The sequence below is a fragment of the Legionella bozemanae genome (assembly GCF_001648595.1).
Lineage (GTDB): Bacteria > Pseudomonadota > Gammaproteobacteria > Legionellales > Legionellaceae > Legionella > Legionella bozemanae.
Genome location: NZ_LBAW01000003.1, coordinates 109,868 through 135,530 on the forward strand (window position 1 = coordinate 109,868; position 25,663 = coordinate 135,530).

Below are 25,663 nucleotides of genomic sequence, written 5' to 3' on the forward strand. Positions count from 1 at the left end.
GGTTTGAACAAATGAATCAAAAAGTGCAGGTTCTCCTGATTTTTTCTATGACTTGATTCTTTTTTAATAATCTCAATTTTATTAATTCGGTATGTTTATTTTGAGTAGTCATAGCGACTGAAAATTAAATTTCACGTTTAATCAGATAGATATTTTTCATGGAATGCGGTTATTATGAAAATAAGACACTGCATATAGAAAGTCTAAGGTAATGAAATATGGAAAATTGCAAATAGGAGCGCTACGTAATCATTATCAGTCTTCTGGCAAAAAAACTTCAATTAAACGAACTGCCAATAAATTTTCGATAAACTAAATCATTACATTACGAATCAGTACTGCTAAGAAAAACATAAATGGTTCACTTAACCTATACGAAATTAAGAGATTAACCCGTAAAGCAATTTACTTTTTCTAAATCTGGAGAAAAATCAATGTCAGAGAAGAACAATAACTCGAACAAACCAAAAAAAATTTTCCCTCTTGCAGCAGTAATTTTTCTTTTAAATAACAATGCAATTCACAGTGCTACACAACTTGGTCGAGGAATTTATTACGATGAGCAACACATTGCAAAATTAGCGCAAAAATATCCGGGACGTGTTTCAAAAGACGCTGGCTATCCCCTCATAAACAACTATTCAACGCTAAAATCAGTATTTCAAGGGAGCCAGTTTGGTCTGGGTAATAAACCCATAACAACGGGTTTATGGTGGACACCTTTGCTGGCCGTGGATAAGGCGCCAGGACAAATACAGGATGGTGACTATCTGAATCCCTTATTGTTAATTCCAAACCCGCTTACTGTGCGTTTAACAGAAAGGGGTATTTCTTTAGGAGTTCCCTTGCAAAACGCTAAAGTTGACAATGTGCATGTTGACCGTGGATATGATAATACGCTCGACGTAACTGTTACCACAGGAGATTTGATGGGTACGGCACCTTTGGTTGCTGATTATTCTGATTGGATGGTGACGGCAGCGTGGGCCCGTAATAATTCTCCTCTTCTTACTGCCAGTGTGGTAGAAGGTTCCCCTTTCGTTTTTATTGAAAAGAAAAGCAATCAAACAATTTCTTATCTACAGTTTAATAATTCACAAGATGTAAAACTATTAAGCCAAGAAAAAGGCATCAGTGTGTTTAAAACAAAAAATGCTTCCGATTCGGGCTATCGCTACTATGCTTATTTCTCTAATCCTGATGCCTCAATTACTCCTTGGAAAACTAATTCTGGTTCTGTAATCGTCCCAGTCAACCAGGGAGGAAGTGGAAACATTATTCCAAGTACCTCCATTAATACCACGGAAACAAATCGCTATTTTTCGTTGGCTGCTATTCCTGCTTCTTCTGACTTATCAGCAGTTGCGGTGGCCAATCAATTCAAGCCCTACGCGTATACGTTTATCAAAAATACATCCATCACGTATGAGTATGATAAAAATAACGCTGAAGTGATTACGCATTTTAATTTTGACACTCAAACAGTCTATTCGAATGCATCATTGAAGAAACAACCGCTGGTTATGCTTTATCCTTGGCAAATTAAAAACATGAATAGCACCGAAAAAGCCGGCTGTTTATTCCAAGATGATTGTGCCAGTGACAGTGGAACCATTCAGACATTAAAAGGCACTATGCATGCTTATGTGGTTCCTCAAGGAGTAGGCGGAACACCTTCTTTTTCTACTGAAGTAGCCTTTCATGGTGTGTTACCTGCTTTACCTAATCGTCTCAGCCAGGCTGATTTGGATAAAATGGCAAGTTATTCATTTGCATTACCTCCAGATCCTCATTTAGACGCTAAAAATCCTTGGACTGATACTTACGCAACAGGAAAATTATTAAGCAGGGAGGCTCAACTCATAAAAATAGCCAATGTTTTAATGGGATCTACCCCCAATCCTCAATATAAAAAAATTCGGGATGACTTATTAACTAATCTAAAGAAACAGGTTACAAGTTTTCTAACTGGCTTAAATTATACGGACCCTTGCCCCGATGGTGCTTCCGATTGTCCGCGACCTGAAGGAAGCTGGTTTTATTCGTATAATAGCAAATGGTATACGATGATGGGATTTCCAAGTGGTTTCTTTACAGCAACTACCCTAACGGATCATCCTTTCCACTGGGGTTATTTAATTGACAGTGCTGCAACTATTGCGCAATTTGATAAAACATGGGCGCAAGAATATGGGGCTATGATTAACTTGCTCATTCGAGATATTTGCAATTACAAATATCAAGAAGAGGGAGGAGAGGCGACCAGATTCCCACATTTTAGAAGTTTTGATCCCTATGCTGGTATCTCCTCTGCTTTAGGCATGCCTTATAGCTTCGATAATGTGAATGAGGAAGACAGTGCTGAATTTATGAATTTAGCTCAAGCTATTATTCTATGGGGTTTAAATACCGAAGGAGTTACTTTCGATGGAGATAATACTTCTTCTCACGCTCTCGTAGAAACAGGTTTGTATCTTTATACTACAGAAGAACAAGGGCTGAATCATTATCATTTTAATCAAAATCCTAATGCCGGTGTTTTTCCCATGGGATGGTCAAATAGTACGACTGGACAAAACTATTTATTGGTCGGAAATGTTTGGGGAGGTAAGCTTGATAGATCAACTTATTTCTGTGCGAGTCAACCTTGTTATTATCAAAACCTTGCATCCAATACGTTACCCATAAGTGCGGGATCTTTCTATCTTGGTTATGAGCCAGACTTTGTTACTAAAGTGTATAACGAGGATGCTAAAAATCCATGTTCCGGCGACGCAGCAAACTCTGCTTATTGCGGCACGCTATTGAAATACTTAGCCTTAGGTGATCCAGTCAAGGCATCGCAATACTATACCCGTTATTTCGATGAGCAAGCTAAAACGCCGGATCCTGGCGAATCCAAGCCAAGTATTTATTATTGGATTCAAAATTTAAAAGCGCTAGGATCTTTAAATAAATCGCTTAGGGCAGATACACCTGCTTACGCTGTTTTTGGTACCGGGGATAAAACCTATGTGGCAGCATATAATAATGAAGCGTCAGCGAAACAAGTTAGTTTTTACCACGAAGGTCATTTAGTTTGTCGCTTGGAGAACATACAACCAGGAGAAATTAAAGGAAGTATTTGTGGCAAAGAGGATCCTCAACCTCCTGAGACTCAGTTTTCCTATATGATCTACGTTGGTTACCCTTTTAAACCGGTATTAATCAATCATAGTATTACTTGTCCTGATCCAGTCACGAAACACCCTGCCTGTTTAGTTAAAAATATCGCGGGGTCTTCTGTGATGACCATTGCTGGTAGTAACAGCAACCTTTGTACTTTAGCAATCAGTGAGGATGGGGTAGTCACTACAATAAATGACAGATCACAGGGTTGTTACATTAACTCAACCCCTGCAACACCGGATAAAGCTGGGAACATTAATCTTCCTGGTGGTTTTTAATCGATTGAGATAATGTATTTTTGTAGCTGTCTATAAATTTATCATATATCTCAGATCGAGGTTTTGTCTGTGGTTTTTCATCCGTTGCTCCGTATACAGAAGGGCATCACTAATTTGGGTGTTGCCTTTTTTAGAATACTCAAGCCAGATTTTGAATTATCAAGAAGCGATTTTTGCTTTTCTATAATGTTGTTGATTTGTATAGAGAGAAAGTTCGCCTCAAACTTCTTGCAGCTTGTTGGATTAGCTTTAATGAGCTATGATGCATTGTTGGATAATAACCATATAGTGGTAAACCAAGATCTAAAAAATAAGGATATCAATGATGAATAGACCCATACTTCTCATCCTTTTATTCGCTTCTCAATCACTTCACGCAATTACCTGCTCGTTCGATGCAAACAAACAATGCAACTTAGTTAGAAATATTCTTACTGATAAAAATGAAGAAGGATTAAATTTCTTTTCAGCTACAAATTATGATCATCGAAAGTCAGGGGAGATTAACGTTTACGATACAACTTTGGTTACATCATATTGCGATAAAACGAATGAACCTGGCCAACTTAAATTAAGCGCAATTAAGGTAAACAGTAACTACTGGCTATCTGGTGAAATTATGACGCGTAGAAACCTTGATGCGCCACCTTATAATGCCCCAATGAGTTCCACCGTTTGGGATACGAGCACATTAAGTCATGGTTATCTCGAAGTGACTGCAAAATTACCAAAGTGTGAAACAAGTGATGACGGCTCCTGCGAAACAAAAACAAATCCTACTAATTATAACAGTGGGTTATGGCCTGCTATTTGGCTCCTGCCTACCGATGATAGCCAATGGCCAAATAATGGTGAAATTGACATTATGGAGGCTTATCCCAAAAATACGGACTTTAATGTTAGCACTGCGGCCTTACATTTTAACGGTAACGATCCAAGCTGTACGGGCGGAGATTGCAAAGGGCCAGGATATCGATTAGTCACAAAAACTGATTCTGAAAGATTATATAATAATTTTCATAAATGGGGGTTTGAATGGGAAAAAGACCCACAAAGTACAAAGAATGGATATATTATTACGGGATATTTTGATAACAAAAAAATTTGGGGGCCTCTTAAAACAGACAGCTTACCAGCAGATGGAGCAAATGCTTTAAGTAGGGGATTTAATAATCCTGAAGGCGGCTATTATTTAATTGTAAACTTAGCAGTCGGTGGCCCCTATGCCGGCGCACCTAATCCGCACATGAAAAGTGCAAGTATGTTAGTGCAGAGCATCAAAAGTTATAAAGTAATAAATCCCACGGCATGTAAAGCACCCATTAATATTTTATCCAGTTATACACAGGATAAGAAAAGCATTACTTTAAAGTGGGAAAAACCAGAAGGTGGTTTGCCAATTGATGAATATCAAGTAAGAAATTGGGTTCAACAAATTCTTTGGAAGGGTGAAAAACTAACCTGGACGGAAACTACCTTGCCCGGTAAATCAGGAAAATACACCTATTACTTAAATTCACAATGTGGCGATAAAATCTCAGACTTGGTGAAACATGAGGTTATCATTCCTTAGCGTCTAATGTCGCTAAATGTCCTTCATTTTAGCGACATTTTGGGAGTACTCAAGATAATCTCTTCTCTTTTCAACCACAAATTTGGAGTGAAGAGGGTAGCTGGAGCACTCTTGCTGAAACGTACCCCCATGAAAACGGGTGCATTCTGCCAATTTTACCCCAGAGTTATTGGCTAAATCCGAAGCTACTGCTTGAAGTCGTTTCTTTAAGATCAGCGGCCAAGTGTTGTTTGTTATAAGCTTCAATAATTAGCTTGGCACATTGACGTAAATTATCATTTTCAGCTGAACCAGTAAAAAATACGAAAGCACCACCAAATTGACTACTAGGAATACTGCGGGTCATCATCATTCCTGCTGCGGCAGAGCTGCAACGTTTACTAACATCGGCGCCATGCTCTAATAGTAGTTGGATAACTGAGGGATGTTGTCTTTGAAGTGCTAGCTCAATAGGAGAAATACCATCCTCATTAGTCACTGAAATTGTACTCGCGTCTGTCATAACAATTAAGCGTACGATATCTAAAAGTTTTTCAGTCGGTGCATTACCTATGGCACGAAATAATGGAGTTTCTCCATATTTGTCTTTTTCTGCAAGTTTGATGCCTTCACAACGCACTAATTTCTTCAATACTTCATGATGTCCTTTAGCTGCTGCAATATGTGCGGCAGTCAAATTTTCAGATACTTTGATATTAGGGTTTACCTTTTTTTCGAATAGCAAATAATCTACTGTTTTAACATAGTTATTTGCAGCTGCAAGGTAGAGAATTGTGTTGAATTCTCCATCTGGCACATCGAAATTAATTTCATCTGGTAGAGATTTTAGGCTTTTTAATAGTTCTGCATCTGATTTAAATATTAACCCTCTTGATGTGGGCTTGGTAATAACCTCTAAATGTTTCGGATTTGAACTAGGACTAAATTTCATAAAATAATTCCCCATACTAAAATATACACACTAATATACAAAAATATGAGTAAGATACAAGCCTTGTTGTTTGCAACCAGCAGGATAGCAAGCGTGCGTATCAGGTTGGGCCATTCAGCAAATAGCTTAATCAAGGAATGTGTAGCATAGGATTAATAAGCTGCTGAATTTGGAATTATAATTAACTATAAAATAAATTAAGAAAAACAGATAATCGGCGATACATTTCGTCCATATAGATCAATATATAATATTGGACATAATTGCCGGTATGATGCAATTATCAATTTTTATCGGAATAACATCTAAATGCCCCCGGCGCCTTTTACAGGAAACCTTCATTTACAGCATGATGATTAAATGTTAATTTTTAAAATCCAAACTATTGAGGGATCCAATATGAAAATGAAAACAATTGTTCTATCATCACTAGCTTTAGTATGTTCCGTTGCTTTTGCAGACTCGACCCAACCAAAGGTAAGTATTCAACAAGCACTTTCTACCGCTGAGCAAGCAGGATATACCAATATCCGAAAGATTGAATTTGAACATGGTCAATGGGAAGTTAAAGGACGAGATGCCCAAGGTAAAAAATTTGAGATAAAAATCGATGCAACAACCGGTACGCTTTCTAAAGAAGATAATGATTAATTAACGGCTAATACTGAATAAGCTACTCGCATCAGGTCTAATGATGCGAGGCTTATATATGGGATTGTTTTTTATCATTGCAAATATTCTAAGAACAGCAACAACTATTATTTCAATGCCGCCGCATATCCAGCCAAACTGGCAATAAAACAAAAAAATTTATATTGTAATTTTTTATTTTTAAATCAGTCAATTTATTCTTTTATTGATTTCTCTCGTGAGGGCTTCAAACCTTTTATTCGCCTGAAAGTCAGGTTTTCTCTCGCCTTTGGATGACTATAAGAAATACTTTACCCCTTAAAATAGCACCCCCTCAAAATTAGAGTTTCTCGGTGACAGTATCACCTAAAGGAAAAACTTTCGGACAACAACAGTTAGAGTCAATTACTGGCACAATGAATTCAATACGTTGTGACACGTTCCAGCTGAACGCACCCTCAGCATGCACTCAAGTTATTTTGTTAAATCATCCTGTTGGTAAATTTTTAACCACAATTCTATACTTTAAGAATAGGCTGAATCAAAAATGGGGATCTGTCATGCATTCCAAATATGATAAACTCATTTACATCAATTTGACCCAAGATCAAATAACGGCAAATATTGATACGCTTATAATTCACGAAAGCCCGGCAATACTCGTGAAAATACCAGATGGAAGTGACCTTAAAGCTTTGGAGAACCCTGATTTCTTTCCTAAACCGATTACAAACCGTACCAAAATATATTTTGCGGCTCATGGAAGAGAAGAGTTAGACGATATGGTCCTTGATAGACAAACAGGCACCCCAAAGATATACGATTTAGATGATATCGCCGCCTATTTTGGAAAATTACTCACAAATCCAGATTTCAAAAATCCTAATGTAATACCTCGATTGACACTGGTGATGAGTGTATGTGAGGGATTAAATTTTGCCAAAAACCTACAAAAAAAATTATTTAATGACTATGGACTATTTATTGATGTAATTGCCAATAAAAATGTATTACATGAGCAATTTGAAAAGCCTAGGTATGAAAATACAGCATATCTTACTCACAGAGAAACATCCATCAAAGGAGTAGGTAGAGAGCACAAGCGGCCACATAGTAAAGTGTTATTAACTATTAATACGGATGGTTCGCAACAAGAAATTGATGCCTATCAATTAAAGTGGATAGAAAATGTCCTCAATACAGTTCATCAGCAAATAGCAACTTTTAGCAAATGGGCTGATTTTGAAAAACCAGAGAATATCCGTATATTAGAAGGACTCAATGCCTTTTGTAAGGACGTTGATGCCGTTATCTCGTTATCCATCAATCAAGATATTAATTTGACTGCCAATAACCTCTTAGCATTGCTGCAAAGTTGTCAAAAAACCTCTGCAGATCCGCTGTATCAACAAGCAATGAACTATGAAATGTTTCAAATCGTGACAAAAAACCTCATTAATGAAGGGATAAAATATATTAATCCGAACATGGAGATGCAAGATTATTCTCATGCTCTTGAAGACATTGAATCACAGAAGAACAAGATGATTCGAGATGAAGTTGCTCCCAATATATTTCAGGCAAAAAAAGCCATTTTTTCTGCATTACTTGCTGAGGCTTCAGAATATGGTATAGAGTCGGTCTTGGAACGACTCGAAAAAGCAAAGGAAGAAGTGTCCCAGGGGATGAATCCCTTTTAACATCGAGGAAACAAGCAATGATATGGACTCATCAAATTACTGCTCTCGAAAATTCATGTCATATGGTCAGATAATTGTGTTACTTTTTCCTCTGGAACTCCCTCAAGAAATCTCATTCGTACATCATTAACCCATATATAATTTCCATATACTCGCCCCTGCCTTTCCAAATGGATATGACTAGTAATTTCATTATTGGGAGCGATTGCCCAATAGTTGCGGCAATATTTACCAAGACATCTAATGAAAATCGAGAGATACGACCAACATATCAGACCGATAGATAATAATTCGCATGTTAAGGTGAGGTGGTGGTAACATGACAAAGGTACCAATTTGCTTGCCGGATATCAGACGATGAATATATCAAAAGGCAGATCCTGAAAAACAACACCGCTTTTGGGAATCTTTGTTCATATAATAAAGATAGAAACTCTCAAAGAAGCATACCAAATAGTTACCCGGAACGGTGGAACACAAGAAGATGATAATCAAAGCTTTGAGGATATGGATCTCTCTAATGATTTCTAAAAGGATCGATCATATGAAACATTATTATATAATACTGATTTCATCCTACCTGCTTTTATCTTGCCATAATAGTGGCAGTAGCCCCAATACCGACGCAGCAGAAGCACAGAAATTTATTGATAACTACACCAAACAGTATGTGAAGCTCTATGCAAGTGCTAAAAATGCACGATGGCAATCAAATATTGAGATAAAGCCGAATGATTTTACTAATGCGATGATTGCGCAGAAAGCGGATAAAGATCTCGCTGTATTTATCGGTAGTAAAGAGAACATTCAGAGCGCCCGCAAATACCTCAACCCAAAATATAAGCTAACAAAGATGCAAGTAAAGCAATTAGAGCTAATTCTCTATTCTGCTGCTAATAGCCCTCAAGAGGTAGCTGACCTTGTAGAAAAAAGAATAAAAGCTGAGGTTGAGCAAATATATAAGCTGTATGGATATCAATATATACTGGATGGCAAGAAGATAGATGTTAATAACATAGACTATATTCTTAAAAAAGAATCCAACCTCAATAAACGTCTGTCAGCATGGGAAGCAAGTAAACAAGTAGGACCTACTCTCAAAACGGGGCTTATCAATTTACGCAACTTAAGAAATCAAACCGTACAGGCGCTAGGGTACCCTGATTTTTTCACATATCAGGTAAGCAGCTACCATATGAGCACTGATGAGATGATGCAGACCATGGAACGTTTCATGAGGGAGCTTTATCCTCTATACCGTGAGCTGCATACCTGGGTGCGTTATGAACTAGCCAAGAGATATGGTGTAAACACTGTACCTGAATATCTGCCTGCACACTGGCTACCAAACCGCTGGGGGCAGGACTGGAGTTCTATACTGAAGGTAAAAAGCATTCATATTGATGGTATCCTTAAAAACAAATCCCCTAATTGGATTATGAAGTCAGCAGAGAATTTGTATGTAAGCCTTGGTTATCCCAAACTACCGGCAACGTTTTGGAAAAAGTCAAATCTTTATCCCTATCCTCCCAATTCATCCATTAAAAAGAATAACCACGCATCTGCCTGGCATATCGACCTTGATCAAGACATACGCATCATAATGAGTTTGGAGTCTAATGCTAAGTCGTTCAGGACCTCTCACCATGAATTAGGTCATATCTATTACTACCTCACTTATACTAACAAAGATGTGCCGCCACTGTTACGTAAAGGCGCTAACCGTGCCTTTCATGAAGCTATTGGCACCATGATGGGACTTGCTGCGAGGAAGAAGCCTTATCTGGTGGAGCGCGGCCTGATCGATACGTCCATAGAAATAGATAATATGCATACTCTTCTTAAAGAAGCACTCAACTCTGTAGTGTTTATTTTTTTCTCCGCGGGCACGATGAGCCATTTTGAAAAAGCCATGTATGTTGATAACTTATCTCCTGACCAATTCAACGCAAAATGGTGGGAGCTGGTTAAGAAATACCAAGGAATTGAGCCGCCATTTATTAGAGGTGAAGAATATTGCGATGCAGCTACTAAAACACACATCAACAACGATCCTGCCCAATACTATGATTATGCATTGTCTTATGCCCTTTTATATCAGCTGCACAACCATATAGCCAAAAATATACTGCACCAAGACCCTCATGCTACCAACTACTTTGGCCAGAAAGCTATAGGAGACTTTCTAATGCATATTATGCGCCATGGAGCTTCCAAAGACTGGAGGCAAATACTCAAAGAATCAACCGGTGATGAGCTGAGTGCCAAAGCAATGTTAGAGTACTTTCAACCACTAGTTGACTGGCTGCATGAACAGAATAAAGGAAGGAACTATAGCCTTCCGGAAATTATGGAATAAATTTTTTGGGTTATCTCCGCCACGGTAAGCGTAGGTTAACTAAAAAGTACATGAATGTGCCGATGATTCAACGTCGTGCTTACGGATTAGAAATTTTGAAAATTACAGATTAAGGGTTAAGGTTTTGTGTTCTTGGTTAGTGTTATTCAATCCACTAATTTGTATACTGCAAGCCCGTATATCATTAACAAAGCAAAAATAGATTGATGATCAAATTAAGTCAGGGACACTTAGAGCAGTCAAATAATACAAAATAGTGCCGTTTTGGTACCGCGATATGATGATTAACTTATCAATGAGTTAATTGGCTTGGTGGCTAGAATCGAACCCGCTACCATGAACGCATGTGCGATATTATCTTTTTCAGGCTTTGGGAGAACATTTAAAGCATAATTAGTCCCAGATTTTTCGATCCTTTCACTTCTTACATCAGATGTATTTAGGCTCACAACACAATCGTTTGGAGATTTTTGCGATTTTGAGGGGTCATGATTTTTTAGAAAAGTTCTATTAACTGAAGGTTCGCAATTTCTATCATTACAAGCGCTTGCACTAAGACTTACAATATTATTCTCAATCTTATAGCCACCATCACTTTCCCGGACATTTTGATAAAGTAATTCATTATTTGTGGCTCATATTAAGAATTTTCAAAACTAATCAGTTCTTTTGAAGTTACCTAAATAACCCACTATCCGGTTTTCTATTCTCTCAAAATTGTCCTATATTTAAACAATTAAATCCTTTCTTTGGTTCTATACAAATGCCAACTCGTAATAAAAATGAAATCCTGTTGCAAAACGATCGCTACAAAGTTTCAATCATCGCAGTTGAAAAGAAAATTAAGGCAATAGCTATTGATTTTGGGGGTAAAGAAGACGATTTCTCTCCCGTTTTATTTGATCAGTACTTTGCTGAAAAATTAAATGAAATCCAAGAAATCTATCAATCGCTTAATTCACTTAAAAAGGCTCATGAAGACTTGCTCCTGGAGGCAACATACAGGCCGGCAAAAATAAAAACCGGAAAAGTGAAAAAGCATATTCAAAATCAAATTGATATGATTAATAACATGGAAAAAGTTGTTGATACTAAATTACTTGAAATAATCAATTTATATGAGGATAAGAGCCACCTACTATTCAAGCAACCAGCCTATCAAGAACAGATTGCCAATATTATCAATTCATTAGAGAAGATCAGGGATTTCTGCAAGAATAATAGTAGCAACACTCTTCTTTCAGAAAAACTGACCCATGTATGGCGTTCTAGTAAACAGAGTCAGGTTACCAGTCAGCAAATTAATATTCACGCCTCTATAGTTGATGCACTGAGTAGAGAACTCAGACAGTTACAAAATATCAATATGCATCTTCAGAACAAAGTAAGCGACCTTGAAGCAAAATTGAGAGAACCTTCTAAACAGTCAGGAACTATACAAGCTACACGATTTTTTAAAACTGATGAAACTAAGACAAAAAATGTGGGAGAAGAATATAAGGGACCATCCTCTGGGGAAAGTTCTAATGTTCCCAAATAGTTAAACCTGAAAAAAGTAGGTCAATCTACAATGAGCCTTTATTACGTTGCTTTTTTTAGTTTAAATTATTGGACATTGCTCCACCAGATTAAATGAATGTAATTCACATGAGTGGCAAAAATCCGATTCATTGCGACTGCGGGAATCGAACCCGCTCACAAATCTTTAGCAAACTCCTTCCATGACAACTAAAGACCAAGAAAGACCAGATAGAGAAGGGTTAACCTTTGATAAGGAAATTTTAACTGAATTGTACTCCATGGTCACTGATTGTCAGCAAATGGTGCCGCTATGGTGCCGTTTTTTCAGATCATGCTTTATATTCCATATAAACCTCTTTGCTCTATGATCGCTGCAATACTTAGCAGCGTATCTAAAAAATCGAGAAATCAGTCCAAGTACCATATAACGCTATTATTCCCTCTTTATTGATATTTAATAGTAGGAATTACTTCCAGCATAAACTAACGACATTAGCATAAGATAAATGGCTAACCTAACAATGAATTCCTGTTCTTTCAAAATCACTCATAATACTCCGAATGAAAAAATTATATCAATATAGTAGATTGGGGGTCTAAGGGGCGTATCTCATCTAAAGATCTGAGCTCAATCGAATATTTCCTTACCAATTCAATTTTGGCAGAGTAGCATGTTGCTTCTATACTATCATTTGGTGCCAATAAGTATACTTTGTCAATGTAGTGCACACCATCTGTTAAGATTAAAGGGAAGTCACGCCACATTACATCCTCTGCGCTTAATGCAATTTTTAAATCGTCCCCAAAAAATCGTTGCATCCCCAATACCATTGCATATCGATATTCCTTTTCTGCAGCATAACATAGACCTTTTCCATTAGAATCACGTTTATGAAAAGTATTGCATAATGTTCGCATACCTAATCCATATCGATGAGGATCGGTCATTTTTTCCCAAAGCTCATGTTCAATACCAAAAGCTTCAGGGTAATAGGTAATAGCGCTATCATATGGGAGAAAAACAATATGAGGGAAATGATTGCCTAGTAGCTTTCTGCTGATTTCGATGGTTTGATTAAATATTTTTCTTACTTTCCCAACAGTTGAAGTAATAACACAAACGTTATTTTTATTCTGTGCAAATGAGCTTTCTTTAAATGAGTCCCAAGGATCATCGTTTCCATCCCATATAGACCAGCAGGAAACAAGAGCATCATTACATGTAGTATCACTTCCAACAATACCATTACCTAAATTGATAGCGGTAGAACTTTCTTGGGAATCACCCGCATTTGTTTCCATAGTTTGATAATGACTCAATAGTCCATAATGAAAAGTGCAATTTATTTCAGTGTGCTCCATAGTACCAACAGACTTTTCAGCCCCATATCTATCTAAAAATCGAATCAGTTTAGTATCATCTGCAATAACGACATTTTGAAACGGCATGATTATACCAGTGCCCATAGAACCTAATCCTCTTTGTTTTTAGTTAAAAGCAGTGAATGATTATAACTTTAGCCATAGAGTAAAACCATTCATGTAGCAATTTTCCATAATGGACAGATGTGCAAGATGATTAATCTTGGCTCATAATTTTAGCTTTCTATTAGGGTGAATTAAATAAAACTGTTTTAGAGATCCGTTTTTATTTTGGCAAGCGAAAAGTTTTGCTAAAACAACAATGTCTGTGGTTTGATTATATTAATACCTTTATTCTATATTCTAGAATTTAGAATAAGGAATAGTTTAAATCGAGTTAACACTTTTAAAATACGAAACTAAGTTATATGATGCCTTCATTTATCCTGACTAATCACATTATGACGCAACTTCCTAATACAGGATTTCTAAGACTTAAACAAATCATCGGCGACAATAAAGCAAATCCCCCTATTCCGGCATTAATTCCTATAAGTAAATCAACATGGTGGGCTGGCATTAAATCAGGACGCTTTCCACAACCTGTAAAGCTTGGGCCGAGAACTACTGCCTGGAGAGTTGAAGATATTAAAGAATTTATCATTAATTTTGATAAGAAAAAGTAAATATTAGACCCGATTATGTATTTGTAAATTTTATTAAAAAAGTTAAATTATATTAAACGCTTGCTTAATTTTTAATGGTGTAGCCGTTGTCTAGTGTCTTTAATATTGTTCTGGATATTTTCATCTGATTGTAGGGATAAAATTCCCTCTGCAACTCTTTTAATTAATTCTTCTTTATAGTAGTAATTTATCCGTTCATGTAAAGTATTTGTCTAAACTGTAGCCATAATTTTTTTTGTACTACTATTAATAGTAAATCTTCCTAAAAATATTAAAGACCTATTATTAAATGAACTCCGAAATACAAAAAACAAGAAAAAATCATTATGTGCCCGTGTGGTATCAAAAAGGTTTTTTGTCACATTCCTCAAGCAAACTAGTGTATTTAGATCTGTATCCCGAACAAAAAGTACTGCCAGACGGTAAAATAATCTCTATGAAAAATACGCATTATTTTTCACCTCAACAGTGCTTTTATGAATATGATTTATATACTACTTTTTTCGGTAGTTGCATTAATGATGATATTGAGAGGTTACTCTTTGGAGAAATAGATCGCATAGGAGCACCTGCTGTCAGGGCTTACACTATAAATGATTGTCATGGGTGGCATAAAAATTTTAAAAATTTTTTTAAATTTATTGACGCACTAAAGACTAGGACCCCTAAAGGTTTAGACTGGATAAAGAATCACTATTCTGGTCTCAAACAAGAACAGTTAATGAAAGAAATGCAATCTATACATAATTTACATTGTGTTATATGGACAGAGGGAGTAAGAGAGATAGTTTCAGCAAAAAATTCCAATATAAAATTCATCTTATCTGATCATCCAGTAACTGTGTATAATCCTGCTTGTCTCCCAAATGATGAAAAGTGTAAATACCCAAATGATCCTTCAATCTTATTAAAAGGTTCACAAACGATTTTTCCTTTAAATGAAAATCACTGCTTAATACTCACAAATCTTGAATATGCTAATAACCATGAAGATGACCCTTTAGAAAAAAGAACAAACCCTCAATTTCTAAGAGAAACACTAGTGAGTACAATTGATTTTATTTGGTCTAGAGAATTGAATGAAGTAGAAGTTTCGGAAATAAACTACATTCTAAAAAAAGGAGCAAAAAAATATATAGCATCTTCAAACGAGGATTGGTTACATCCTGAAAAAATAGTCTCATCTACATGGTGTTCTTTGAAAAAAACATTGCTACCACCGGAAAACGAGCTAAATAGATTTAATAGCGAAATTATAATTGGTGGATTCAAAGATGGATCTACATATAGTCAGGACGTATTTGGTAGGAAAATTCCAGAAAATAAATATTTGAAAAAAGTAATTGTAGAAAGTGAGCTGAAAAGAAATGATTTATGCGGATGTGGCAGTGGTAAAAGATATAAAAATTGCTGTAAAGATATTCCAAAAGGAAAAAGAAAAACTTGGAAAGAATTAAGTATTAGGGAAAGAAATATCGTGTTATATGATGGCATACGCCAGATTTTAAAGCTTGATAAAGACTCTAGTTGGGATGATATTAGACAAAGATTATCAGATAATAAAATAGTTGAAATTTACAGTCTTTATGGAAGTCTTTGGCCTAGTAATACCGATATATTTGGTTTATTGCCTCAACCTGATAGCAATTTGCGAGCTCTATACACAGGAATGTTAGATCCAAGGAGTACCGGTATTCATATTGTAACAGGATTAGTACCTTATTTTGATGAAATTTTAATACAACATCCCTTTTTGAATCCGGGAATACTAAAGGAGGAAATTAATCCTATAAAAAATCCAAGTCTTTATAGGCAGCAATTATTAAAAGATTTATGGTTAATCTTACATTTACAAATATTTGTTGAAAGTGGAGTTGTTAACTTAGTTCCTGATATAACTGCTTTTAATTTGAAAATTACTAAAGAAATGTATGAAATGGCAAGGCAGAGGAGTGAGAGCGAAATAATAAATGAAAAAGAGGTCGAAAGATTAAAAAATATTGTTCAAGATGACTCACTTATAACTTATTTTTCTCTACCAAAAGAAATACTAGAGCAATCCATCAAAAAAGAGAATCCCAACATTTCATCGGATAAATTAAAAGAACTTGTTGACTATTGTTCCGAATCTAATAGAAGTAACCCTTTTGCTCCCTTACAAGATTCTCCAGAATCTAAAAATTTTCTTGCATATAATATGGTCCCAAATTTCGAAATGTCTTTGTATATTTCTCAGACAACTGGTGCACTTATTATTACAGATAGTGAAAGCAGATGGCAGCAGATAATAAAGTCTCAATACAGAGATTTAGGTATAGCTCGATATCCATGGAACAACCTAAGTGAGCAAATAAATAGTCGAGAATTTACATTAAATTTAAATCCAGAAATTACATATGATTATGGAAAAAGAGAACCTTTTATAAATATAAAAAATACATTTCGTGAAATTTTTAATATTATTAAAAATGATATAGCAATTAATAATACAAAAATGAGAAAACTAAGAGAGGAACTAACTAAAAGTTACCTTCGAACATTGAAAATTGAAGATAAGCACAATAATTTCAAAGCAAAAATATCAATTCTCATGCCAAAGGGAGGATTTACAGATCACAATGTACAACGCTTACTTTTGAAATCAGGCAGTGACAAGCATTTGAAATATGTTCCAATTTCAATATTTATAAATTGCCATGAATGAAATTTTATTTTTTTTATTATAATTTTTTAATAACCACAAGGAAGAAGTTAAAGTCTTGCATGTGCTTTCTGTTGCCAGTTACCAATGTAAGGATTTTCATATCCCTTCTATTAAGGCAATGTGTAAAGCCCATTGTTTTCCCAAGCATTTGGTTTTAATGCTCGAACTCCAGGCGCAAGATTCTCCTGTGGTACTGAGGTAATAGATTATTATTTAAGTGGATAAAGGAAAGACCTAACCCTTAGATTTTTGCTATTATTGTTATAAAAATTGGAGGATTAGATATGGAGATTCTGTTAAGCTCTATTTACGTTGTTTTTGCATGGATTTTCAATCATTTTTTCAAAATATCGATTTTTATTTTTTTATTTATAATATGTTTTGGGATAAATGAAATAGCAAATAGTGCGCGGGAAATGGCCCTCCAGTTAAAAATAATTAAGATTTTACTAAGAAGCAACGATGATGAGGAATAAGGAAAAAACAATCTTCAATTGCATTTCCATGGCTTATATTTAATAAATTTAATTTTGAGATTTTTATATAATTCCTTTAATAAATTAGAGTTTATTTCTTGTAATAATAAATTTTTCAAATGTAAGTATTTGTTTCGGAATAAATTTACAAATTCTATAGAAGGATAGAATACTTCAAAGGTATTTGGAGTAAAAATTAAATTAATTTCTTTCTCACTTATTCCTAAATCTGCAATGTGACTTAGTGAATAAGTATAACTTTTAATATAATCATTCACTGTCTTTAAATCTTCAAGCTCTACTAAAGCATAATTTTTAATAATAGTTTCTTTAATTATTCTACCTTGGTTTTCTTGATGCTTTAAAAATCCTGTGACAGTTTTTTCTACGGCCTCACATAAAAAATCTAATTCTTCTCCTTTTAAGTTCTCAAAAGGTTTAGCTTTTTCTATAAAAGAGGAATTAAAGCCCAACATAATTTCTATATGTAAATTAATAGGAGCATACAAATTATTTATTTTATTAGTAATTAATTGAATTCTTTGTTTTTTATTATTGAGAATAAAATTTAAATAGCCAGATACACCGGCTCCCCCTATTGTGCCTAATGCCCCACTTAGTAAAACTGTTGTTAAATCCATTTATTTTCCGCTCTAAGTTACAAAAAATTTTATTTATTCAAAAATAAATTATTTCCCTTGGTCTCGAACAAATTAGTATAGTCTTCATCCTCTCTTAATAAACTTAAAGAATAATCTAATGCACCAAGAATTACTGATTTATTAAAACCGTCCATTCCGGATTTAATCACTAACCCACCAAGCTCAATTTTACGCCGAGTATCTGCTTTTCGTTTTTTTAGTCTTTCTAGAACAATTGATTTTTCATATCTTACAATAACCTGTTGTTGCCTTTTGATTTGATCATGAATTGACATAATTCAGCTCCTTAGCAATCTTGGCAAAGATTAAATCGAGTCGGTTAAGGTCATAGTGATGAAGATTATGTTTATAGGCAAGAGAGCCGATTTCTAGCTTATGCTTTTGTTGCAGTTGATCAAGTTTTATTTTAGCTTTTTCAATTCTATCCGTGAGTACTTCTTCCATTTGCGATAATGTCTTCTTTGACATGATATTCTCCGCAAATTTAGTTCACGCAAAAAGCATAACTGTTACGATCTTTGAAATCAACATCTTCATAATAATCCGAGCGCTGCGAGATCTGACAATCACGCAGAGGTTTTCTCAAGTGCGCAATATACATTCTTTCGAATGTTTGCTAAATTAGAGCTTCGCTGCTAAAAAAATCCTTCATGGAGAAGGTCTTTTCTTTTTTTCAAGCAACCGATGGAGCGCTTTTATTTAAGGTGAATCCATGGCGATTGCTTTCGCACGTGTCTCCATTCATAGCCGCTCGAAAGGCCATAGTGCCGTTGCTGCAATTAGTTATCGTGCAGGTCAGAGATTAGTGGATTCACGCACTGGTATTACTTATGATTTTTCAAATCGTCATGATGTTGTTTATTCCGAAATTCTCTTGCCCGAAGATTGTGATGAAGCCTTTCTCAATCGAGAATATTTATGGAATCAAGTCGAACTTGCAGAAAATCGTATTGATGCCCAAGTGTGTAAGGATGTAGTTTTGGCATTGCCCAAAGAATTGGATTTGGTTCAGCAAGTTGAGCTTGCCCAACGTTTTGCCCAAATTCATTTTGTTATAAATGGATTGCCTGCAGATATTTCCATTCATGACCATGAGGATGGTAACCCACATGCTCATATCCTCATACCAACCCGTCGTTTGGAGAAAGAAGGATTTTCCAAATATAAAGCACGTGATTTGAATCCTGCTTTTGCAAAAGGATTTATTGTGGAACAGGATTATTGGGGAGAACAATGGCGAGAGTTCCAAAATAATTTTTTTAAAGATCACCAGCTTGATATATGTGTTGATTTCAATCATCTGATTCCTGAGCGTCACCATGGAATAATAAAATCAACCGATAATCATTATTTACTTGAAGAAAATGAGTTGATTCAGGAACTCAGAAAAGATCTGGCTAAAAATCACCTAGAGGAACTGCTTAATCATATTTCATCACAACATAGCGTCTTTACACGTGTAGATATTGAGAAACTTCTATTTAAAACGTTGAAAAGTCCTCAAACACCTAACGAATATTTAAGTTTGGTTGAATGCGTTTTAAACCATCGGCATGTTATTAAACTCGGCCTTAATGACGAAGGAAAAGAAGCCTATACCACACGCCACCAATACATTCAGGAAGCACGTCTGCACAATGACGTTGAAAAGATGATGCAGCGTTATAATCATGTATTTAATCAAAAGACAGATAGCCTTTCTTCCCATTACAAATTAAGTGAAGAGCAGCATCAGGCCTTACATTACATTATCCAAAGTTCGGACATCAGCGTTGTCGTAGGTCGCCCTGGCACCGGGAAAAGTTATCTATTAAAGCCTGTGAAAGATTTCTATGAACATCACCAGCATCAGGTAATCGGTGCAGCTTTATCTGGAAAGGTTGCAAAGGCATTGCAAAAAGAAACCGGTATTACCTCGTCCACTATGGCTTCTTTATCTTATCGGCTTATCAATAAACATCTGCAATTAACAGACAAGCACGTCATCGTTGTTGATGAGGCCGGCATGGTTGATTTTGACAACATGGCTTTAGTAATGAAAGAAGCACGAAAAGCAAGAAGTAAAGTCATTTTAGTGGGTGACCCAGACCAGTTAAAACCCATCCATAAAGGTGAAATATTTCGAGGCATTGCTGCTCATACAGGATATATAGAGTTGGAAAACATCAAACGGCAAAATGACTTGGAAGACCGCAAGGCAAGCCTTAATTTGGCTAAAGGAAAGATTGATGAAGCATTGACTCATTACCATAAAAAAGGTGCGATAGATTTTTCTAATACACCTGAGGAAGCTTCCAATAAATTAATTGAGGAATGGCAACAGGATATCAGTAAAAAAACTCTAAAAGACTCGATTATGCTTGCTTTTTCCAGAGCTGCTGTTGCTGATTTAAATGATAAAGCGCATCAGGCATTACTGGATAAAAATGTTTTGGGGAAAGAAGAAATTGTGCGCCAGGGTTATGAGCGAACTCTCTTTATTTCAACAGGAGAGCGTTTACTGTTCCGTCAAAATGATAAAATACTTGGAGTGAGAAATGGAGATTTAGGAACAGTTCAGGCTGTAGATAAAAATAACTTACACGTCAAATTGGATAGTGGTGAAAAAATAAATATCCCAAAAACATATAAAGCCATTGATTATGCTTATGCGCTCACGGTTCATAAATCCCAAGGCATGACAGCGAAACATGTTCGTGTTTTTATAGACAGTAAATTCTGGGATCGAAATTTAAGCTTTGTTGCTATGACACGTCACAAACAAAGCTTAAAACTCTATACGGATACCCAAAAACACCCAAGTTTGAACGATTTAAAACAAACACTTTCCAGAAAAATAACGAAGGATAATGTCATCGACTGGCCACTAGATTTTGCAACTCGCTGTGGATTTGACCCTGACAAATTAATCGGGAAAGTAGTGAATCATCTTGCAGATATAGCTCACGATATTAAAGATAAATACACCTTTGTAATAAACTATGAAGCCAATCAAAAACAGAAATTTAAAAATAATACGTACGACACTTTAGATAAGACCATGCCTGCAAAAGAAATTTCTAGAAATCTATCTTTCTATGAGCAATTTAAGAAAGAATATCCGATCTTGGTTCAGTATGAACAAGCTATTGATAAACGTAAGAAGTCCAACGGCTATTGGGCTGAAAAAGCCGACAAAAAAATTCTCAAAATGGCCAACCAAATAATCGGTAATAAAATCTTATTTGAGAAAATCAAAAATCATTTTCCACATTTATCTAATGATATACTTCACGTCATGACTACCCGAGGTAAGTATTACGTTAAAGAATATTAATACTACGTAAATAAATTAACATTCTAAATTAAGGTAGATCCATCCTAAATTGTAAGGGCTCAGCAAAATTATTCTTCATTAAGTAATTCTCTAGCTCTTTCTGTGATTCTTGTATGTTGAACCTAGTATGGTTATAAAGATAATATAGATGTGCCATTTCAATTTTAAAAAAACGACCATCTCTTAAATTAATTCGACACCATAAAGAATCGGTAGGTCTGTTATCCTTCCAAAAATCTTTTTTAGATTCAAATTGTTGTTCAAATGGTTTACAAATTTGATTAATAAAATCTTCAAAAATACTTATCTCTCTATGTTCGGATTCTATCATTATTTACCCCATATAATTATTTTATTATCATGGTTATTATAGTGGAATATATATGCCTTAATTATATAACTACCTTAAGAAAAGTCTTTTAGAGTTTTATTACTTATCTATGGCCATGCTAGGATCTCATTAAAACTCTTCGCAGGGTAATTCTTTATACCAAACAAACTGCCCAGCCTTAACAGGAGCAAACCCAGTCCGCATAATCAAAGTATTCTCCGCAGGCAATCGCATCACCTCATCCGGTCTGAGCAATGGCACAGCCTGATAACTGTAACTCGTCGATACACTATATCCATGCTTTTGATTACTACTTGATCCTGCATTGACTTTAATCGTGCGTGTACCCATAAGCTTGCTAATGTACTCTGCATCGTGAATATCCTCAGCTGCAAAAGCAATTTTGGTTTTAATGTTAGTAAACGCTTTGGCTTCATCCTGGGTGTATTGTTCATAGGTTTGGGCGATGTATTGCAGCATGAGGACACAACGCACTCTATACTCACGTAAAAGCTTTAGGGATCGTCTAAGCCGTTCGATACGGCCGAGGGATGAAAACTCATCAATGAGACACAACAAAGGATAGGGCTCTTCTTTAACATCAGGTACTTTCCGAATCATAGCGGAGATTAATTGTTGCCAGAACAACGTGAATAAAGGTGCGAGCCGCTCCATATCGTCATCACTAAATCCGATGTAAATCGTTATTTTTTCGCGCCTTAGATTGCGTAAATCAAAATCAGAATCTGAGGTCGCAGCATCAATGCTTGGGTCTTCGAACAATTCAAAATAACCAGTAAGTGTTTCTAGAATGGAGCTTCTTGTTTTTTCATGGTTGTTTAAATAGGAATAAGCATTGCGATAACATTCTGGATCAAGATGGGCTGTTTCTTCTAAAGTTGTCGCCAACCAATCATCAAAATTTTGTTGCTTTATTAACCGGCTGATTTCACCCAATGTAGTCGGGCGTTCTGGTGTGTCTAAAAGATAGAGCAGCACCGCTTTAAACAGTTTACGTGAGGCCAGCTGCCAAATAGGGTCTGATGTTTTACTGTTAGGAATTAGAATATGTGCGATTCGCTGAATATCTGTGATACGCTGTTTTTTATCTCTAGATATCATAGCAAGGGGATTATATCGGTGTGTATTTCCATGTTCATCAGTGGGTGCCCAGCAAAAACATTCATGCCCCAAGACTTGCTCCCGATAGTGCGCTGTAGTTTGATACATAGTGAGTTTCACATCATTGCATACCACTGAATAGGGATATTTCAAAAGGTTAGGAATACCAATACTTCGAGTCTTACCACTTCCGGTAGGAGCAAATACCAAAACATGTTCAAAACCATTAGACCAAAGCGGTACACCGTATTTTTTACCAATTAGAATGGCACCTTCTTCTTGTTTTAGAAACCCTGCCCTATAGGTTTCCAATGCTGTAGCAAAATGTGCATTACCTAAGACTTTATTATCTTGCTTGAAACGGTCTTTATATGTAATTAGGAGAAGTGTGAAAGGAATTAAAAAACCACCGATAAGAGAAACTATTAATGTTTGAAACAGCTCTTCTTCCTCTTGGCTCGACTGAAAGAAGGCCAGCAAGTCATCCAGGGAATTAATAGACTCATCTAGCCAAACACTAAAAATTAGTACGGAAAAAAATAAACTCACAAGACCAAAACCAATAAACCCAATTGCGTAGCCGGACAGGATACGAGATATGCCACCTTTACATAAACCGAAACTAATTAGAAGAGTCATTCCCAAAAGGATTAAAACAGGCAAAATATTCATAATATCTTATTCACTCATTCGGTTTGGGGTGTTTATAATACATATAGATAACGCGTCTTCCAGTTTCAGTGCGTTGTAACTGCACAACAATGTCAATTACCTCATGAAGCTCTCGCAGTATGTCTTCGTCGCGCATAGAAGGCACGTTGTTTAATTTATACAGCTGGGTCATGCGCATAAAGGCGACTCTGGGATTGCTGGCATGAATACTGGTAATGGACCCTGCGTGCCCTGTGGCACATGCACTTACAAAATCAAGGAGCTCCCTTCCTCTGATTTCACCCATGATAATACGGTCGGGTCTTAGTCGTAAGGAGGCTTGCACTAAATCTTGCATGCTAAGCAGGCAAGACACTTTCTCTTGCTTTTTAGTGGCTAATAAATTGACTTGGTTGGCATGAGGAATATTGAGTTCATAGGTATCTTCAAGGGTAATTAACCGCTCATGCGCTGGAATGTGCTGGCAGCAGGCATTTAAAAAAGTAGTTTTACCCGATGAGGTTTCACCTGAAATGACTATATTTTTCTTACTCATTACTGCTTGAGCAATAAATTCACCCCATCTTTTTTCCTGATACAGCTGTAACAAAAGCCGATCTTCCTTGCTTAGCCAATGTTCTTGTGTCTCATTTAAATCAAACCCTTTCGTCATTTCATAAAAATCGGAATGCTGGTAGTTCTCAAGTGTCAGTGCAGCAATTGAAGTCCGCCTAATCGACAGTGTATGGTTTTTAGCAGCCGGAGGAATAACCAATTGCACCCGTGAGCCATCAAAGAGATTTCCAGATAAAATCGGCGTTGACTCATGAAGTACTTGTCCGTTCTCATTGGCAATAAGCGTAAAAAGTCGTTTGAGGTGAATGGTGGTTAACAAAGGCAATTCAAACCGTTGCATCACCCCTTCTTTTTCGATAAAGAGTTCTTGCGGCTTATTGATTAGAATCTCAGATACAGTCTTATCATTAAGCCAAGGAGCCAAAGGGGTTAACAACCCCTCTGAGCCTGGAGCATAAAATGAAGTCGCTGCTATTTCCATGATGAAGCAACCCGCCGATACTGTGGTGATGGAGGCAGCTTTGAAGAACCTACACTATGGAAATCCAAATCATGGGCGACAAATACATTAATCAGTGCTCCCTGGTTAATTTGCAAGGTGGGCTTAATGTTTAAATCATTTTGCAAGGTTTGTCCTGATGCTTGCTGAAAGCTGGATGCAATTGCCATCCGGTATTGTGCTTTCGAGTTGTACTCATCCTGGCCATTTACCCCATTGTTTGCAGCATAGGCACCTAAAATAGACAAAAGTGCACTGGTACCAAAACGCTCAAAGAAGTGACGGTTAATGTAATCGGCACCTTGACCAGAACGTCCGATACTGTCCGTACCTGGACTATTTAAAGTAACAATCACCCCATTAGCTAACTGTACGCGATTCCATACGACCAGAATACGACTTTGACCTTCGGTAATTGTCGAATTAAATTGCCCGACCAAAGTAGAACCTCTCGGAATCAGAACATTTTCGCCTTCAAGTGAATAGATATCTCGAGTCGTAATAGCACGCGCCATTCCGGGAAGTTCTGAGTGAATTGCAGTCTCTAGTGTTGCAGGAATCATCTCACCTGCGGGGACTGTTAATTCAGGATGCGGCAGGCGTTTGGCAGTAACCGATGTAATGTCATTTTGTTGATTTATGAATTGGGCATTTGGGTTGTTACCATTTAAGATAGTTCCTTGTGCGTTTTCACCCATTCCAGATTCACTTAGCGTGAGTGATTCATTAAAAAAAGTCGTTGGTGCATTCATGCGTGCCAGGGTCTCTTTATTCAATTTGACGCTATGGCGCAGTATGGGTGGTTTTTCTGGCTTTTGAATAGGGTGTGGCTCATTCATTACTGAGGCTTTTTGTGCTTCAGTTTTCATCTGTTCAATTAACGCAAGATTTTGTGAGCGCGTCATATCGTGCTGAACATTCTTCTCCTCCTCTGCCTTTTCAAGTGTTGCTTTTGCATGGGGCATGAAGGCAAAGGAAAGTAACAACACAACAATCATCAATCCTACAATTAAGGGTTTTACGCCAGTAAAAAAACCACCTTTTTTAGGTGATGTAACCTGTGACAATGCAGAAATATCCGTTTCTTTATTATTGTTTTTCTGATTATAAGTACTCAT

At 36.3% G+C, this 25,663-nt stretch carries 18 protein-coding genes; 9 read left to right on the forward strand and 9 right to left on the reverse strand.

The window, feature by feature from the left end:
- Positions 1–434: 434 nt before the first annotated feature.
- Complete coding sequence (locus A8O27_RS03705; protein ID WP_058458427.1) at positions 435–3,446, forward strand: glycosyl hydrolase; 3,012 nt, start codon at positions 435–437, stop codon at positions 3,444–3,446.
- A gap of 322 nt (positions 3,447–3,768) precedes the next feature.
- Positions 3,769–5,019, forward strand: coding sequence for a glycoside hydrolase family 16 protein (locus A8O27_RS03715; protein WP_082642401.1), 1,251 nt, complete (start codon positions 3,769–3,771; stop codon positions 5,017–5,019).
- A 166-nt stretch (positions 5,020–5,185) separates the two neighbouring features.
- Here the strand turns inward: A8O27_RS03715 and A8O27_RS03720 are convergent, their stop codons facing one another.
- The gene (locus A8O27_RS03720) at positions 5,186–5,950 is read right to left on the reverse strand and encodes an ankyrin repeat domain-containing protein (RefSeq protein WP_058458424.1); all 765 of its coding nucleotides are present in this window, start codon (positions 5,948–5,950) and stop codon (positions 5,186–5,188) included.
- Positions 5,951–6,349: 399 nt separating this feature from the next.
- On the opposite strand from A8O27_RS03720, the gene A8O27_RS03725 reads away from it, so the two are divergent.
- The 4 genes from A8O27_RS03725 to A8O27_RS03740 all read left to right on the forward strand — a co-directional run bounded on the left by A8O27_RS03725 (position 6,350) and on the right by A8O27_RS03740 (position 12,179).
- Complete coding sequence (locus tag A8O27_RS03725) at positions 6,350–6,601, forward strand: PepSY domain-containing protein (protein ID WP_058458452.1); 252 nt, start codon at positions 6,350–6,352, stop codon at positions 6,599–6,601.
- A 332-nt stretch (positions 6,602–6,933) separates the two neighbouring features.
- Positions 6,934–8,280, forward strand: a complete 1,347-nt coding sequence (locus A8O27_RS03730; protein ID WP_244944210.1) for a hypothetical protein — start codon at positions 6,934–6,936, stop codon at positions 8,278–8,280.
- A 544-nt stretch (positions 8,281–8,824) separates the two neighbouring features.
- Positions 8,825–10,639 (forward strand): M2 family metallopeptidase, encoded by a 1,815-nt coding sequence (locus tag A8O27_RS03735; protein ID WP_058458423.1) that lies wholly within the window; start codon positions 8,825–8,827, stop codon positions 10,637–10,639.
- A 763-nt stretch (positions 10,640–11,402) separates the two neighbouring features.
- The gene (locus A8O27_RS03740; protein ID WP_058458422.1) at positions 11,403–12,179 is read left to right on the forward strand and encodes a hypothetical protein; all 777 of its coding nucleotides are present in this window, start codon (positions 11,403–11,405) and stop codon (positions 12,177–12,179) included.
- A 551-nt stretch (positions 12,180–12,730) separates the two neighbouring features.
- Here A8O27_RS03740 and A8O27_RS03745 read toward each other — a convergent pair.
- Positions 12,731–13,627 (reverse strand): hypothetical protein, encoded by an 897-nt coding sequence (locus tag A8O27_RS03745; protein WP_058458421.1) that lies wholly within the window; start codon positions 13,625–13,627, stop codon positions 12,731–12,733.
- A 323-nt stretch (positions 13,628–13,950) separates the two neighbouring features.
- Here A8O27_RS03745 and A8O27_RS03750 point away from each other — a divergent pair, with 323 nt between their 5' ends.
- Positions 13,951–14,208: a helix-turn-helix transcriptional regulator gene (locus A8O27_RS03750; protein WP_235810468.1), complete on the forward strand. Its 258-nt coding sequence runs from the start codon at positions 13,951–13,953 to the stop codon at positions 14,206–14,208.
- Between the two features lie 289 nt (positions 14,209–14,497).
- Complete coding sequence (locus tag A8O27_RS03755) at positions 14,498–16,912, forward strand: DUF4238 domain-containing protein (RefSeq protein WP_058458420.1); 2,415 nt, start codon at positions 14,498–14,500, stop codon at positions 16,910–16,912.
- Positions 16,913–17,402: 490 nt separating this feature from the next.
- On the opposite strand, the gene A8O27_RS03765 is transcribed toward A8O27_RS03755, so the two are convergent.
- Genes A8O27_RS03765 through A8O27_RS03775 form a run of 3 tightly spaced genes read right to left on the reverse strand, consistent with a single transcriptional unit; the run spans position 17,403 to position 18,518 of the window.
- Positions 17,403–18,029 (reverse strand): hypothetical protein, encoded by a 627-nt coding sequence (locus A8O27_RS03765; RefSeq protein WP_058458418.1) that lies wholly within the window; start codon positions 18,027–18,029, stop codon positions 17,403–17,405.
- A 29-nt stretch (positions 18,030–18,058) separates the two neighbouring features.
- The gene (locus A8O27_RS03770; RefSeq protein WP_058458417.1) at positions 18,059–18,325 is read right to left on the reverse strand and encodes a conjugal transfer protein TraD; all 267 of its coding nucleotides are present in this window, start codon (positions 18,323–18,325) and stop codon (positions 18,059–18,061) included.
- Complete coding sequence (locus A8O27_RS03775; protein WP_058458416.1) at positions 18,312–18,518, reverse strand: hypothetical protein; 207 nt, start codon at positions 18,516–18,518, stop codon at positions 18,312–18,314. Before A8O27_RS03775 ends, A8O27_RS03770 begins: the two co-directional genes overlap by 14 nt.
- Positions 18,519–18,762: 244 nt before the next feature.
- On the opposite strand from A8O27_RS03775, the gene traA reads away from it, so the two are divergent.
- Complete coding sequence (traA, locus tag A8O27_RS03780; RefSeq protein WP_058458415.1) at positions 18,763–21,366, forward strand: Ti-type conjugative transfer relaxase TraA; 2,604 nt, start codon at positions 18,763–18,765, stop codon at positions 21,364–21,366.
- Between the two features lie 28 nt (positions 21,367–21,394).
- Here traA and A8O27_RS03785 read toward each other — a convergent pair whose 3' ends face one another.
- The 4 genes from A8O27_RS03785 to A8O27_RS03800 form a co-directional block, all read right to left on the reverse strand.
- Positions 21,395–21,697, reverse strand: coding sequence for a hypothetical protein (locus A8O27_RS03785; protein ID WP_058458414.1), 303 nt, complete (start codon positions 21,695–21,697; stop codon positions 21,395–21,397).
- A gap of 129 nt (positions 21,698–21,826) precedes the next feature.
- The gene (locus tag A8O27_RS03790; protein ID WP_058458413.1) at positions 21,827–23,491 is read right to left on the reverse strand and encodes a type IV secretory system conjugative DNA transfer family protein; all 1,665 of its coding nucleotides are present in this window, start codon (positions 23,489–23,491) and stop codon (positions 21,827–21,829) included.
- 10 nt (positions 23,492–23,501) lie between these two features.
- On the reverse strand, positions 23,502–24,527 hold the full coding sequence (gene virB11 / locus A8O27_RS03795; protein ID WP_058458412.1) for a P-type DNA transfer ATPase VirB11: 1,026 nt from the start codon (positions 24,525–24,527) through the stop codon (positions 23,502–23,504).
- On the reverse strand, positions 24,518–25,663 hold the full coding sequence (locus A8O27_RS03800) for a TraB/TrbI/VirB10 family type IV secretion system protein (RefSeq protein WP_058458411.1): 1,146 nt from the start codon (positions 25,661–25,663) through the stop codon (positions 24,518–24,520). Before A8O27_RS03800 ends, virB11 begins: the two co-directional genes overlap by 10 nt.